General features: G+C 70.6%; 12 protein-coding genes. 4 read left to right on the top strand and 8 right to left on the bottom strand.

The window, feature by feature from the left end:
• The first annotated feature begins 128 nt into the window (after positions 1-128).
• Entirely contained in the window at positions 129-329 is a 201-nt protein-coding gene (locus ACEPPI_RS31290; RefSeq protein ID WP_266842527.1) for an acyl-CoA carboxylase subunit epsilon, read from the top strand.
• A 329-nt stretch (positions 330-658) separates the two neighbouring features.
• On the opposite strand, the gene ACEPPI_RS31285 is transcribed toward ACEPPI_RS31290, so the two are convergent.
• The 8 genes from ACEPPI_RS31285 to ACEPPI_RS31250 form a co-directional block, all read right to left on the bottom strand.
• Positions 659-1243, bottom strand: coding sequence for an ATP/GTP-binding protein (locus ACEPPI_RS31285; RefSeq protein WP_136214583.1), 585 nt, complete (start codon positions 1241-1243; stop codon positions 659-661).
• Positions 1224-1781, bottom strand: coding sequence for a DUF742 domain-containing protein (locus ACEPPI_RS31280; protein WP_100660868.1), 558 nt, complete (start codon positions 1779-1781; stop codon positions 1224-1226). Before ACEPPI_RS31280 ends, ACEPPI_RS31285 begins: the two co-directional genes overlap by 20 nt.
• 93 nt (positions 1782-1874) lie before the next feature.
• Complete coding sequence (locus ACEPPI_RS31275) at positions 1875-2288, bottom strand: roadblock/LC7 domain-containing protein (RefSeq protein ID WP_030037347.1); 414 nt, start codon at positions 2286-2288, stop codon at positions 1875-1877.
• A gap of 10 nt (positions 2289-2298) precedes the next feature.
• Positions 2299-5502, bottom strand: a complete 3204-nt coding sequence (locus ACEPPI_RS31270; RefSeq protein WP_373918624.1) for a nitrate- and nitrite sensing domain-containing protein — start codon at positions 5500-5502, stop codon at positions 2299-2301.
• A 292-nt stretch (positions 5503-5794) separates the two neighbouring features.
• On the bottom strand, positions 5795-6379 hold the full coding sequence (locus ACEPPI_RS31265; RefSeq protein ID WP_373918623.1) for an ATP/GTP-binding protein: 585 nt from the start codon (positions 6377-6379) through the stop codon (positions 5795-5797).
• Entirely contained in the window at positions 6360-6752 is a 393-nt protein-coding gene (locus ACEPPI_RS31260; protein WP_030227311.1) for a DUF742 domain-containing protein, read from the bottom strand. Before ACEPPI_RS31260 ends, ACEPPI_RS31265 begins: the two co-directional genes overlap by 20 nt.
• A 151-nt stretch (positions 6753-6903) precedes the next feature.
• Positions 6904-7317, bottom strand: a complete 414-nt coding sequence (locus ACEPPI_RS31255; RefSeq protein WP_008739864.1) for a roadblock/LC7 domain-containing protein — start codon at positions 7315-7317, stop codon at positions 6904-6906.
• A gap of 9 nt (positions 7318-7326) precedes the next feature.
• The gene (locus ACEPPI_RS31250) at positions 7327-11058 is read right to left on the bottom strand and encodes a nitrate- and nitrite sensing domain-containing protein (RefSeq protein WP_373918622.1); all 3732 of its coding nucleotides are present in this window, start codon (positions 11056-11058) and stop codon (positions 7327-7329) included.
• A 579-nt stretch (positions 11059-11637) separates the two neighbouring features.
• Here ACEPPI_RS31250 and ACEPPI_RS31245 point away from each other — a divergent pair.
• The 3 genes from ACEPPI_RS31245 to gltX all read left to right on the top strand — a co-directional run bounded on the left by ACEPPI_RS31245 (position 11638) and on the right by gltX (position 14189).
• Positions 11638-11823, top strand: a complete 186-nt coding sequence (locus ACEPPI_RS31245; protein WP_373918621.1) for a hypothetical protein — start codon at positions 11638-11640, stop codon at positions 11821-11823.
• 97 nt (positions 11824-11920) lie between these two features.
• Positions 11921-12721 carry a fumarylacetoacetate hydrolase family protein gene (locus ACEPPI_RS31240; RefSeq protein WP_280916314.1) on the top strand — a complete coding sequence of 267 codons (801 nt, stop codon included), beginning with the start codon at positions 11921-11923 and terminating at the stop codon, positions 12719-12721.
• A complete protein-coding gene (gltX, locus tag ACEPPI_RS31235; protein WP_373918620.1) occupies positions 12714-14189 on the top strand; it encodes a glutamate--tRNA ligase in 1476 nt (491 codons plus the stop codon). Before ACEPPI_RS31240 ends, gltX begins: the two co-directional genes overlap by 8 nt.
• The last annotated feature ends 46 nt before the right edge of the window (positions 14190-14235 follow it).

Here is a 14235-nt window from a genome sequence, read left to right as displayed (position 1 = left end):
ATCGACCCCGCCGAGACCCGCGAGACGCTCATCAGCGCCCTCGCGATGCTCCGCACCAAGCACGCCGACCTGCCGTCCCGCAAGCACGGCAACCCGCCGCAGTAACGAGCGAAGGAGACCTGCCACCGATGAGCACCGCCACCGACACCCTGCTGAAGGTCGAGAAGGGCAACGCCGCGCCCGAGGAGCTGGCCGCGATCACCGCGATCCTGCTCGCCCGCGCCGCCGCCACGCCCGAGGAGTCCGCCACCAGCCCCCGCTCCCAGGCCGGCTGGCGCCGCCTGGAGCGCAGCCGCGGCTTCCAGGCCCCGCACAGCTGGCAGGGCTAGCCGACACGCGCCACCGCTTCGTCCGACGGCCGCCCGCCGCCCTCGACCCACCGGGTCGGGGTGCGGCGGGCGGCCGTCCGGCGTCCGGGGCGGTTCGCCCCCGTCGGTGGCGACGTGCAGCTGATGGATGCGGCCGGTGGCCGTCAGGACCTTGGCGCAGGCGTCGTTGCCCAACCGACCACCTGTTCCTCCTCGACGCGAACCTCGTCCTGCGGGCGGAGGGCTTCCCACAGCGGGGCGCGGGCCGGAGCGTGCCACGCGCGGGGGAGGAAAGACGGAGCGCCGGTATCCCGCATCGGGATACCGGCGCTCCGCGCGTACGGGGACGCCTACCGCAGGCGGGCCATCAGGGCGTGCTCGACGAGCGTGATGAGCGCGCTCTTGGCGTCGCCGCGGTGGCGGGCGTCGGTGGTGATGATCGGGGCGTCGGGCCCGATCTGGAGGGCCTCGCGGACCTCCTCCGGCGTGTACGGCTGGTGGCCGTCGAAGCCGTTGAGCGCGATCACGAACGGCAGGCCGCTGTTCTCGAAGTAGTCGACGGCGGGGAAGCAGTCCGCGAGACGGCGCGTGTCGACGAGGACCACGGCGCCGATCGCGCCGCGGACCAGGTCGTCCCACATGAACCAGAAGCGGTCCTGACCGGGCGTACCGAAGAGGTACAGGATCAGGTCCTGGTCCAAGGTGATGCGGCCGAAGTCCATGGCGACCGTGGTGGTCGTCTTGTCACCGGTGTGGGTGAGGTCGTCGATGCCGGCCGAGGCGCTGGTCATCACGGCTTCGGTGCGCAGGGGGTTGATCTCGGAGACCGCGCCGACGAACGTGGTCTTGCCCACGCCGAAGCCGCCCGCCACCACGATCTTCGCGGAGGTGGTGGAGCGGGGAGCCGCTCCGCCGTTAGAGCTTGCGAAGTCCACTGAGCACCCTTTCGAGCAGTGTCACATCTGGCTGGCCGCCGGCGGACTCGTCGCCGCCGGGCTGGTGAATGGCGACAAGGCCCGCCTCCGCCAGGTCGGCTACGAGGATGCGGGCGACACCAAGAGGAATGGAGAGAAGTGCCGAGATCTCCGCGACGGATTTGATCTCCTGGCACAGGCGGCAGATGCGCTGGTGCTCGGGCAACTGCCCTTGCAGCCGAGCGGGATCCGCCGTGGTACTGACCAGCGCCTCGATGGCGAGCTGGTAGCGCGGCCGGGTACGGCCGCCGGTCATCGCGTACGGACGCACCAGCGGGTTGTGCGCCTTCGGAGCCTGCGGCTGGGAGCCGCGCAACGGCTGCTGCGAAGGGCGCTGGGAATACGGGGGTTGCTGGGGCTGGCCGTACTGCTGGTGCTGGTAGGGGTTCTGCTCCGGCACGGGCCGGCTGGGAGCCGAGGGGAAGTTGAAGCGGTTCTGGTCGTGCCCACCCTGCGGCTGCTGCGCGCCGCCATAAGGATGTCCTCCGGGTGTTGTCACGTCTCCTCCTCCGACTCCAAGAACGCAGTACTCCCTGTGGAACCGCGCCACCGCACCCTACGGTGCGATGACGCGAAACACACTGCCTGTCTGTTAGTTGAGAAGACTTCCCTGCAGCTCGGCGCGCAGATCCGGAGTCAGGACGCTGCCCGCGCGGTCGACAAGGAGGGCCATCTCGTAGCCCACGAGGCCGATGTCGCACTCGGGGTGCGCGAGCACCGCGAGGGACGATCCGTCGGAGACGGACATGAGGAAGAGGAATCCCCGGTCCATCTCGACCACGGTCTGGTTGACGGCGCCGCCCTCGAAGATCCGGGAGGCTCCCGCGGTCAGCGACGTCAGACCGGAGGCCACGGCCGCCAGCTGATCGGCGCGGTCGCGCGGGAACCCGTCGGACATCGCCAGAAGAAGGCCGTCGGCGGAGACCACCACGGTGTGGGACACCCCAGGGGTGTTGTCCACGAAGTTGGTGATCAACCAGTTCAGGTTCTGTGCCGCCTGGCTCATCGGGCTCACACTAACGCTCCTGGTCATAGCTGTTACTTGACTGCTCGGAACCCGCGCTGCGTCCCTGCTGGACACCGCGTCGCAGGTTGCTCAACCTGCCACGGACGTCCTCCGGTGCGCGGGAGACCTGCGGGCCGCCCTGCGGGGTCGTCTCCGCGGCGCCCTCGACCAGGTTGGCCTTGGGCACCCGCCGAGGGAGACCGGACGGGGTGACCCCGCCCGCCTTCGGCTCACGGAGCTTGCCGGCCTGCTGCCAGCGCTCGTCGTTGCGCGAACGCCACGCGGCGCCGTCTTCCGTCTCCTCCGCCGGGGCCTTCTCCGCGGCGGCGGCCTGCGGCTGACGCTGCGGGCGCTGCTCGAAGAGGGATCCGGAGGACTCCGCTTCCTGCTGTGCCGGCTGCCACTGCTGCTGGCTGCCGCGTCGCGGCAGGCCCGCTCCGGTCATTTCGTGACCGGTGTCGGCAGCGGCGCCCGGACGGTCGAAGCCTACGCGTTCCCGGGCCGGTTCGGGAGCGGGCTGGGATTCCGATTCGATCCCGTAGTCCTGCTGGTAGGAGGCCGGGAAGGAGTTCTGCTCGGGCCACGCCGCCTGCGGTGACTGCTCTTCGTAACCACCGTCGTACCCCTGCGCGGGCTGCTGCTGCTCCGGGTAGCCGTCTTCCGTATAGGCATATCCCTGATCGGGGTACGCCTCGTAGGCCTGGGGCTGCTGCGCGTTCTCGTACGGGGCCTCGTAGGCCGGCGGGGCCGGCTGCTCGTAGCCCTGGTACGGCTGGTACGCGTGCTCCGGCTGGGGTTCCGGATATTCCTGGCCGGCACCTTCGGGCAGCTGCTGCTGCTCCTGCGGGAAGCCGACCTGCGCCTCCAGCTGGGCCCGGCGCTCCTCGCGGCCCAGCGACCGTACGACCGGGTCGACCGGCGCCCCGTCGGGGCCCTGCCCGCCCTGGGCGTCGTAGCGCGAGTCGTCGAAGCCGAGTTCGGCGGCGGTGCGCAGCGGGGCGGCCTGCTGGCTCTGCTGCTGCGGAATCATCGAGGAGACGGTGAAGTCGTCGTCAGGGATGCCCTCGCCACCGCCACCGTGGGTGATGGCGTCGGGGAGCATGACCAGCGAGGTGGTGCCCGCGGCCTCGCCCGAGGGGCGCAGCTGCACGCGGATGCTGTGGCGGTCCGCCAGCCGGCCGACCACGAACAGACCCATGCGCTGCGAGATCGCGGCGTCCACGGTCGGCGGGTTGGCGAGCTTGTGGTTGATGTCCGCGAAGTCCTCGGCGGTGAGGCCGATGCCCTTGTCGTGGATCTCGACCATCACGCGGCCGTCGGGCAGACGCGTGGCGTTGACGCGGACCTTGGTCTGCGGGGAGGAGAACGTGGTGGCGTTCTCCAGCAGCTCGGCGAGCAGGTGCACGAGGTCGGTCACGGCCTGGCCGTGGATCTCGGCCTCGGAGACGCCCGAGAGCTCGATGCGCTCGTACTGCTCCACCTCGGAGGAGGCGGCGCGCAGCACGTCGACGAGGGGGACCGGCTGGTCCCAGCGGCGGCCCGGGTTCTCACCCGCGAGGATGAGGAGGTTCTCGCCGTTGCGGCGCATACGGGTGGCCAGGTGGTCCAGGCGGAAGAGGTTCTCCAGCTGGTCCGGGTCGGCCTCGTTGTTCTCCAGGTCGGTGATGAGGGTCAGCTGGCCCTCGATCAGCGACTGGTTGCGTATGGAGAGGTTCGTGAAGATCGCGTTGACGTTCCCTCGCAGGAGCGCCTGCTCGGCGGCGAGCCGGACCGCTTCCCGGTGGACCTGGTCGAAGGCGCGCGCGACCTCGCCGATCTCGTCCTGGGAGTTGATCGGGATCGGCTGGACGCGGGTGTCGACCTTGCCCGGGTCCGTGCGCGAGAGCTGGTCGACGAGCATCGGCAGGCGCTGCTCGGCGACGTCGAAGGCGGAGCTGCGCAGGCGGAGCATCGCGCGGCTCATCTGGCGGGCCATCATGCCGGCCAGGATGAACGCGGCGAGCATGGCCACGACCACGATCGCGCCGGTGAGGATGGCGTCGCTCTGCGACGTGTCGGAGACCGCGACGGCGTCCTTGACGGCCTTGTCGAGGAGGTCCTTCTCGATCTCGGCGTAGGCGTCGAACTTGGCGGTGGCGGCGGCCTGCCAGGCGGGGGCGGTGGTGCCGTTCAGCGCGAGCTTGGCGGGCTTGTCGCCGCTGGCTATCGCCTCGGTCATACCGGTGAGCGCGGAGCCGTTGACCACGGGCGGAGCCTTGAAGGTGGTGCTGCCGGACTGCTCGGCGGCCTGCTTGGCCTGCGCGAGCTTGGCGGCGCCCTCCTGGGACTTCTTGCCCATGACCTCCTTCAGCCGGTTCGTGTCCTCGTCGGTGCCGGCGGCGACGTACTCACCGATGGCGATTTCTTCGAGGTAGGCGTAGGAGGAGAAGGCGACGAGCTGGGCCTTGCGGACGTTCTCGTCCTCGCTCGGGCGCACCAGCAGGTGCGTACCGACGGAGCGCTGGAGCGAGTTCGCGGCCTTGGCCAGCTCGACCGCGTAGACCATGCGGCCGTAGCTGGTGACGTTGCCGGTGCCCAGGCCCAGTTCGTTGGAGAACTGCATGAGGTAGTGCTGGACCAGCACGTACCCCTCTTCGGTCGGGATGGGGCCGGCCGCGGCGGGGAGGTTCTTCTTGGGGGTCTCGGGGACGGCGTAGGCCGTCTTGCGGACCTGCTCCAGCTTGGGCTCCTCCTGGCGGAAGAGTTCCAGGCGCCGTTCCAGACCCTGCTTCTGCGGCAGGTTCTTGGCGGCTTCGGCGAACTTGGCCTTGGCCGCGTCGGTGGCCGCGTAGGCCTTCGTCACGGCCTGGTTGGCGCGGTCGCCCTTCAGGAGGGGCTCGGCGGTGAGGTCACGCTCGTTGAGGAGGGCCTGGCCGTATTCGGCCGCCGCCTGGACGATCCGCGCGGTCTGCTCGGCGTCCTTGGCCTCGTTCCAGCTGTCGACCGAACCCTTCACCTGGAAGCCGCCCATGACCAGTCCCACGAGGGCCGGTACGAGGAGGATGGCGTTCAGACGGGTCGGCACGCGCCAGTTGCGGGGGGAGAACTTGCTGGTGCTGCCGCCGCCGGTGGGTGGTTCCACGGGTACGTCGACAGGAGACGCGGCCGCGCGCGGCGGCGGGGTGAAGTTGCCGCGCGCGGGTTCATCCGCGGGGCTCGAGTTGCTTCGCCTCACTCGACCAACAACCTCTCGGCGGTGCTACTAGCTAGTTCGTTGAATTGCAGCATGATGAACGGCCGTGTTCCAAACAGTTGAAATCCGCCATTCCCAGAGCCTTATGTCACACATAAACCGGACATAAAGAGCGAGCTACGGCAAAAGCCGGGACAGTTGTGCGCGCAGCGATACCAGCCGAACGCGCGCTGTGCCCGACTGGCGGCAATTCTCTGTCGAAACGTTATGAACGACAGGGGCGGGCCGTGTCGGATGACACAGCCCGCCCCCGCGCATCGACCTGGAAGCCGTGTTACTTGAGCCGGGCCATCAGCGCGTGCTCGACGAGCGTGATGAGCGCGCTCTTGGCGTCCGCGCGGTGGCGGGCGTCGGTGGTGATGATCGGGGCGTCGGACCCGATCTGGAGGGCCTCGCGGACCTCCTCCGGCGTGTACGGCTGGTGCCCCTCGAAGCCGTTGAGCGCCACGACGAACGGCAGGCCGCTGTTCTCGAAGTAGTCGACGGCGGGGAAGCAGTCGGCGAGGCGGCGCGTGTCGACGAGGACGATGGCGCCGATCGCGCCGCGGACCAGGTCGTCCCACATGAACCAGAAGCGGTCCTGACCGGGCGTACCGAAGAGGTACAGGATCAGGTCCTGGTCCAGGGTGATGCGGCCGAAGTCCATGGCGACCGTGGTGGTCGTCTTGTCACCGGTGTGCGTGAGGTCGTCGATGCCCGCGCTCGCGGACGTCATCACGGCCTCGGTGCGCAGCGGGTTGATCTCGGAGACAGCGCCGACGAACGTGGTCTTGCCCACGCCGAAGCCGCCCGCCACCACGATCTTCGCGGAGGTGGTGGAGCGGGGAGCCGCTCCGGCGTCAGAGCTTGCGAAGTCCACTGAGAACCCTCTCGAGCAGCGTTACATCCGGCGTTCCGCCGGCCTCTCCATTGCCCGGCTGGTGGATGGCCACCATTCCGGCCTCGGCCAGGTCGGCCACGAGGATCCGGGCGACACCGAGCGGCATCGACAGCAGTGCGGAGACCTCCGCGACCGACTTCACCTCGCGGCACAAGGTGCAGATGCGCTGGTGCTCCGGGAGCAGGGTGGAGAGGTGCATCGGATCGGCCGTGGTGCTGACCAGCGCCTCGATGGCGAGCTGGTAGCGCGGCCGGGTACGGCCGCCGGTCATCGCGTACGGACGCACCAGCGGCTGGTCGCCTTCCGAGTACGAGTCTCCGTACGCGTCGGGATAGGCGGGGGGCGGGGTCATTGATCCTCCGGGCTGGACAGCAGTGGTCAGCGTGCCGTCTGACGGGGCGGCCGGTGGGGGGACGTGATGACGGCCTGACGGGGGTACTGGTTTCCGGGTGCGGAGTCCCGGTCCCCCGGCCGGAAGTACCGTCCGGCCGGGAGCGTGCGAGTCAGATGAGCAGGCTTCCCTGGAGCTCCGCGCGCAGGTCCGGGGTGAGGACGCTGCCCGCGCGGTCCACGAGGAGGGCCATCTCGTAGCCCACGAGGCCGATGTCGCATTCGGGGTGCGCGAGAACGGCCAGCGAGGATCCGTCGGAGACGGACATGAGGAAGAGGAATCCCCGGTCCATCTCGACCACGGTCTGGTTGACGGCGCCGCCCTCGAAGATCCGGGAGGCCCCGGCGGTCAGCGAGGTCAGACCGGAGGCCACGGCCGCCAGCTGGTCGGCGCGGTCACGGGGGAATCCTTCGGACATCGCCAGAAGGAGTCCGTCGGCGGAGACCACCACGGTGTGGGACACCCCAGGGGTGTTGTCCACGAAGTTGGTGATCAACCAGTTCAGGTTCTGTGCCGCCTGGCTCATCGAACTCAACTATCGCTCCTGCTGGTAAGTGGGGTCGATGTGGTAACTGCCGGTCGCGGGGCCGGATGTGCCGGCCTGACGCCCCTGCTGGATACCGCGTCGGAGGTTGGTGAGGCGCCCGCGGACGTCGTCCGGGGCACGCGAGACCTGCGGGCCCGCCTGGGCCTCGGCCTGCTGCTGGGCGGTACCGGCCACGAGGTTCGCCCGCGGCACCCGGCGGGGCAGCCCCGAGGTGGTGATGCCGCCGGCGGCGGGCTGACGCACCCGCTCCGCCTGACGCATCAGCTCGTCGTTGGGGGAGGACCGCCAGCTGACCGTCGGCGTGCTGCCGGTGACCGCCGTGGCGGGCTCGGCCGCGTGCTCCTGGCCGCGCTGCGGCCCGGACTGCTGGGGCTGCTGGGGTACGGCCGGAGCCTGCCCGGAGGACTGCGCGTCCTCCTGCGGGAACCAGTTCGACTCCAGCGTGTCGAAGATCGGGCTGCGCAGCTCGCCGGTGTTCTGCGAGGGGGCCGGGGGCAGCGCCTCCGGCTGGTGGGCCTGCGGCAGCTGCGGAGCCTCGGCGCGCGGGGCCGGGGCGTAGCCGCCCGGCTGCTGCGCCGGCGGACGCTGTTCGCCGTAGCCGCCGGCACCGGGGCCGCCGGGCCGGGCGAACTGGCCGGTCGAGGCCGGGTCCAGCGGACCGCCCTGCTGCGGGCGCTCGAACTGGCCGGTCTGGCTCGGGCCGGCGTCCTGCGGGCGCGGGGCGTTGAAGTCCGGACGGGCGAACTCGGCCGTGGAGCCGGGGCCCGACACCTCGTCGTGGCCGCGCGGGACCTCCTGGCCGTTCTGCCCCGCACCCCAGCTGGTGGTCTGCGGGAGCCCGGCCGGAGGGGCGCCGGCACCCGGAAGCTCCGGGCGGGGGGCACCGCCGCGCGGCGGCAGCTGCGGACGCCGGCGCTGGACCGGAGCCTTCTGGGCCGACGGCTGCCCGGGCTGCTGGCCCTGGCCCTGCTGACCGGGCTGCTGGCCCTGCTGGCCGTACTGACCGGGCTGCTGACCCTGACCCTGCTGGGGCTGCTGCCCGTACTGACCCGGCTGCTGCTGGGGCTGCTGCGGCCGCTCGAAGCCGTTGCCCTGCGGGAACCCGCCGGGCGCGGGCTGCTGCGGCATGCCGGCCGGACGGGCCTGCGGGCCGCCCGAGAGGAGGCCGCCGCCCTGGTTGCCGCCCTGGCCGCGGGTGGGCAGCGCAGCCCCGGAGCCGAAGGCACCCTGGCCCTGACCCGTCGCGGCGCCGGGACCGCCCTGGGGACGCTGCCCCGGGCCGCCCTGCTGCGGACGCTGCTGCTGGCCCGGCGCGCCGTCACGTCCGGGCAGGGCGGCGCGCTGGCCGCCGCCCTGGACCTGGCCGCGCTGCTGGCCGGCGCCCACCGCGGGACGTGCGCCCGCGCCGGGCACGGATGCCTGCCCACCGGGAGCGCCCTGGCCGCCCTGGCCGCCCGCGGGACCGCCCTGAGCGCCCGCGGGGCCGCCCTGGCCGCCCTGGCCCGGCATCGGACCCGGCTTCTTGCCGCCCTGGGCGACGTCCACCGGGAGCATGACGAGGGCCGTCGTACCGCCCGAGTCGGAGGGGCGCAGCTGGATGCGGATGCCGTGTCGCAGGGACAGGCGGCCGACCACGAACAGGCCCATGCGGCGGGAGACGGAGACGTCCACGGTCGGCGGCGACGCGAGCCGCTCGTTGATCGCGGCGAGGTCCTCGGGGGAGAGGCCGATGCCGGTGTCGTGGATCTCGACGAGCACGCGCCCGTCGGGCAGCGCGTGACCGGTGACCTTGACCTTGGTCTGCGGGGAGGAGAACGAGGTGGCGTTCTCCAGCAGCTCGGCGAGGAGGTGCACGAGGTCGTTGACGACGCGGCCGGCGACGTCGGTGCCGGGCACCGACGCGAGTTCGATGCGCTCGTACTGCTCCACCTCGGACGCCGCGGCGCGGAGCACGTCGACGAGCGGGACGGGGCGGGTCCACCGGCGGCCCGGCTCCTCGCCCGCGAGGACGAGGAGGTTTTCGCCGTTACGGCGCATGCGGGTCGCGAGGTGGTCGAGCTTGAAGAGGGAGGACAGCTGGTCCGGGTCGGCCTCGCGCGACTCCAGTTCGGAGATGAGCGAGAGCTGACGCTGGATGAGGCCCTGGGAGCGGCGCGAGAGGTTGGTGAACATCGCGTTGACGTTGCCGCGCAGGAGGGCCTGCTCGGCGGCGAGGCGGACGGCCTCGCGGTGCACGTCGTCGAAGGCCGCGGCCACCTGGCCGATCTCGTCGCGGGTGTGCAGGCCGACGGACTCCACGGAGGTGTCCACGTCCTGCGGGTCCGACTCCGAGAGCTGCTTGACGAGCTCGGGCAGACGGTCCTGGGCGACGCGCGTCGCGGTGTCCTGCAGACGGCGCAGCGAGCGGATCATGGACCGGGCCATGATGAAGGCGCCGACGAGCGAGACGCCGAGGACGAGGAGGATCAGGGCACCGTTGATGATGGCGTCCTGCTGCGACGCGTTCTTGAGCTCGCGGGCCTTCTGCTCCATGTCTTCGAGCAGGGTGAGCTCGATGACCTTCATCGCCTGGAGCTTGGTGTCGTCGGCGTCGTACCAGTCCATCCAGGACCGGTTCTTCTCCTTGCCGAACTGCCCCTGGGTGCTGAGCACGCGGCGGGCGTAGTGGTCGGCGGTGCCGATCTCCGTGTTGCCGTCGCCGAGGGCCGCGAGGAGTTCCTCGGGCTTGCCCTGGTAGACGAGCTCGAAGGTCTTCTTCTGCTGGCTCTCGCCGCGCAGCGCGGAGAGGGCGTAGAGGCGGTCGTTCTCCTCCAGCTTGCCCGGCTTGTCGCCGCTCTCGGGGAGCGAGGCGGCGACGATCGCGCGCTGGATGGAGGCGTACTCCTTGGCGGCGGAGAACGCCGCCAGGGCGCGGGTGCGCTTGATCATCTCGGGACTGGAGGTGGCCTGGGCCATGTCCTGCGAGAGCGAGAGCAGCGAGACGATCAGCGAGTTGTACTCGGTGACGGTCTGCTGGGCGCCGTTGACGTACGCCTTCTTGCGGATGTCCTCGATGCCGGTGAGCTGGCGGCCGATCTGCAGGATGTTGTTGCGGATCGACTTGAGGGTCTCGTCCTTGTCCTGCGCGTTGTCGACCTTGTCGGTCGCGGAGGCGAAGGCCTTGGCGGCGGCGTCGGTCTGGTCGCGGACGCCCTGGACGAGGCTGTTGGCCTTGCCGTCCTTGGTCTGCGACAGCGGACCGGCCGACTTGTCGCGCTCCTCCTGGAGCATGGCGGCCAGGTTGGTGGCCTGCCGGGTCATCGTCGTCAGCAGCTGCATGTGCTCCAGCTGCGCGATGTCGTTCAGCGAGTCGTTGATGCGGAAACCACCGAGCGTGGTGGCGGCGACGACGGGCAGCGTCAGCAGCGACACCAGTCGCGTGCTGATGCGCCAGTTCTGCATGGCCAGACGGGAACCGGGCCCGGGAGGGGCCTTCGGTATCGCCTCGTCGGGCTCGGCGGACTCGCTCTTGCCCTTGGCCCGGCCGGCCTTGGCGACCTTGCCTGCCTTCCCGGACTTGCCGCGGCCCTTCGCCTTCACCGAAGCCGGGGCATCGGGGCCCGCTCCTTCGACAGCCGGCCCGCGGTTCTGGGCGTGCTGGGGCGAGGAGCCACGGTCGGTCCCGCCGCGCGGCTCCTGCTCCGCCGCAGCGCTGCCATCCCTCTTGAATCGTCCCTGCACTAGCGTCGCAACCTCTGGACCAGGCGTCCCGCCGGATGAGCGGTGGGACGGTGTCGAGTCGTGGGGCACTGACGGCCCCATGGTGGTCGTCGGTGACCGGCGCGTCTCCCTCTCCTTGCCACCGCGCTCGGCGCTCTCTCGCGCCACCTGCGCGCCGGCTGATACCCGCGGCGGTCCCGCGAATTCCAGCACAGTGGGGGATCTCCAACAAGGTGCGCGTGTCGCCCCGGCGAGCCGGTCACGGCACGTGATGAACGGGCTACGCGACGTACAACAGCTATCGGGACGAACCGGACTTACGCCAATCAAAGCTTGCCTCTGGCAAGGTGTCCCAGTCCTGATGATCAGGAGCGGAATGGCAGATTCAGTGGCGCAATGTCCGTTTGGTCGGGCGGAATTGACTGACCATTATGCCCGGAATGCCCCTTCGTTGGTGAGGAAACTCACACGCCGGTGGCCATTACTTCCTGGTTCGGTCGGGGATTCAGATGTTTAGCCTTGCCTTTTAAAGGGTTGGCGCCCCACCCGGCGCATCCGACAACCCTCACCCCACGAGCGAGCCGAGGGCCCGAAACTCCGATGAAGACGACGATGATGTTCCGCAACATAGCCAACCCCCGCCGCACGACCCTCGCGCACCTCAAGGACGCCGAGGAACTGCAGGCGGCCCCGGCCACCCCGGAGCACTCCGTCGAGCTGCCGACCCAGACCGCGAACCCCCGCCGCACCGTCCTGATGGACGCGCCGGTCGCCGCCGCGCAGTAGCGGCCCCGCGCGAGGACGCGGAGCGCCGCCGCCCACCGCGTTAGCCTGGAGTCCGCAGACTCCAGCCAGCGGAAATACAGAGGGGCAGACGCAACACGTGCGCATCGCCAGGTTCTCGATCGACGGCAACGTCGCCTTCGGCGCGGTCGAGGGCGACGCCGCCCCCGGCGACGGGTCGGAGCTCGTCCTCGACATCATCAAGGGCATCCCCTTCGCGGACTTCGAGCTCTCGGGCACGAAGGTCCCGCTGAGCAAGGTCCGGCTGCTGCCGCCCGTGCTCCCGAACAAGGTCGTGGCCGTCGGCCGCAACTACGCGGAGCACGCGGCGGAGCTGGGCAACGAGGTGCCCGAGGCTCCGATCACCTTCTTCAAGCCCTCCACCTCGGTGGTCGGTCCGGGCGACCCGATCACGTACCCCTCCTTCTCCCAGGACCTCCACCACGAGGCGGAGCTCGCCGTGGTCATCGGCCGCATGTGCCGGGAGGTCCCCAGGGAGCGCGTCAAGGACGTGATCCTCGGCTACACCTGCGCCAACGACGTCACCGCGCGCGACGTCCAGCAGCGGGAGAAGCAGTGGGCCCGGGCCAAGGGCTTCGACAGCGCCTGCCCCCTCGGCCCCTGGATCGAGACCGGCCTCGACCCCGCGGCGATCGCCGCGGGCCTGGCCGTCCAGTGCACCGTCAACGGCGAACAGCGCCAGCTCGGCAGCACCAGCGACATGGTCCGCTCCGTCGAGGACCTGATCGTGCACATCAGCGAGGCCATGACCCTGCTCCCGGGCGACGTCATCCTCACGGGGACCCCGGCCGGAGTCGGCCCCCTCAACGTCGGCGACGAGGTCGCCGTCACCATCGAAGGCATCGGCACTCTCACCAACAAGGTGATCAAGCGTGGCTAACGCACCCGTCCGCGTCCGTTTCTGTCCCTCCCCGACCGGCAACCCCCACGTCGGCCTGGTCCGGACGGCTCTCTTCAACTGGGCGTTCGCCCGCCACCACGGCGGTACGTTCGTCTTCCGCATCGAGGACACCGACGCGGCGCGCGACTCCGAGGAGTCGTACGTCCAGCTGCTCGACTCGCTGCGCTGGCTCGGCTTCACCTGGGACGAGGGTCCCGAGGTGGGCGGCCCGCACGCCCCGTACCGCCAGTCCGAGCGCATGGACATCTACGCGGACGTGGCGCAGAAGCTCCAGGACGGCGGCTACGCCTACCACTGCTACTGCACCACCGAGGAGCTCGACACGCGCCGCGACGCCGCCCGCGCGGCCGGCAAGCCCTCCGGCTACGACGGCCAGTGCCGCGACCTCACGGCGGAGCAGAAGGCCGCGTACGAGACCGAGGGCCGCAGCTCGATCGTCCGCTTCCGGATGCCCGACGAGACCGTCACCTTCACGGACCTGGTCCGCGGCGAGCTCTCCTTCACCCCGGAGAACGTGCCGGACTTCGGCATCGTCCGCGCGAACGGCGCCCCGCTGTACACGCTGGTCAACCCGGTCGACGACGCGCTGATGGAGATCACGCACGTCCTGCGCGGCGAGGACCTGCTGTCCTCCACCCCCCGCCAGATCGCCCTCTACAAGGCGCTGATCGAGCTGGGCGTCGCCAAGGCCACCCCGCAGTTCGGCCACCTGCCGTACGTCATGGGCGAGGGCAACAAGAAGCTCTCCAAGCGCGACCCGGAGTCCTCGCTCAACCTCTACCGCGAGCGCGGCTTCCTGCCCGAGGGCCTGCTGAACTACCTCTCGCTCCTGGGCTGGTCCTTCTCCAAGGACCAGGACATCTTCTCCATCGAGGAGATGGTGGCGAAGTTCGACATCGACGGCGTGAACGCCAACCCGGCGCGCTTCGACCTCAAGAAGTGCGAGGCGATCAACGCCGACCACATCCGCCGCATGGACCCCAAGGCCTTCGCCGACGCCTGCGAGCCGTGGCTCCGGGCCCCGCACGCCAACTGGGCCCCCGAGGACTTCGACGCCGAGGCCTGGGCGCGCATCGCCCCGCACGCCCAGACCCGCGTGACCGTCCTGTCGGACATCACCGCGAACGTCGACTTCCTGTTCCTGAAGGACCCGGTCGAGGACCAGGCGTCGTGGGACAAGGCCATGAAGGGCGAGCCCGCCGCCCTGCTGACCACCGCCCGCGAGAACCTGGCCGGCGCCGACTGGTCGGACCCGGAGTCCCTCAAGCAGGCCGTCCTGACCGCCGGCGAGGCCCACGGCCTCAAGCTCGGCAAGGCGCAGGCCCCCGTCCGCGTGGCCGTCACCGGCCGCACGGTCGGCCTGCCGCTCTTCGAGTCCCTGGAGATCCTGGGCCGGGAGCGCTCGCTGGCGCGCATCGACGCGGCGCTGGCGAAGCTCGCTGACTGATCCGCACCCCGTGAAAGGGGCGGTGGCCTTCCGGCCGCCGCCCCTT

It is taken from the genome of Streptomyces sp. AB3(2024), from assembly GCF_041862025.1.
In the GTDB taxonomy this organism is placed as follows: domain Bacteria; phylum Actinomycetota; class Actinomycetes; order Streptomycetales; family Streptomycetaceae; genus Streptomyces.
This window is presented reverse-complemented; position numbering and strand designations above follow the sequence as displayed.

What these genes read in the sequence shown, in the direction of transcription:
- ACEPPI_RS31290 (WP_266842527.1), top strand. Translation starts at nt 129, where the DNA reads ATGAGCACCGCCACCGACACCCTGCTGAAGGTCGAGAAGGGCAACGCC.
- ACEPPI_RS31260 (WP_030227311.1), bottom strand. Translation starts at nt 6,752, where the DNA reads ATGACCCCGCCCCCCGCCTATCCCGACGCGTACGGAGACTCGTACTCG.
- ACEPPI_RS31275 (WP_030037347.1), bottom strand. Translation starts at nt 2,288, where the DNA reads ATGAGCCAGGCGGCACAGAACCTGAACTGGTTGATCACCAACTTCGTG.
- ACEPPI_RS31245 (WP_373918621.1), top strand. Translation starts at nt 11,638, where the DNA reads ATGAAGACGACGATGATGTTCCGCAACATAGCCAACCCCCGCCGCACG.
- ACEPPI_RS31255 (WP_008739864.1), bottom strand. Translation starts at nt 7,317, where the DNA reads ATGAGCCAGGCGGCACAGAACCTGAACTGGTTGATCACCAACTTCGTG.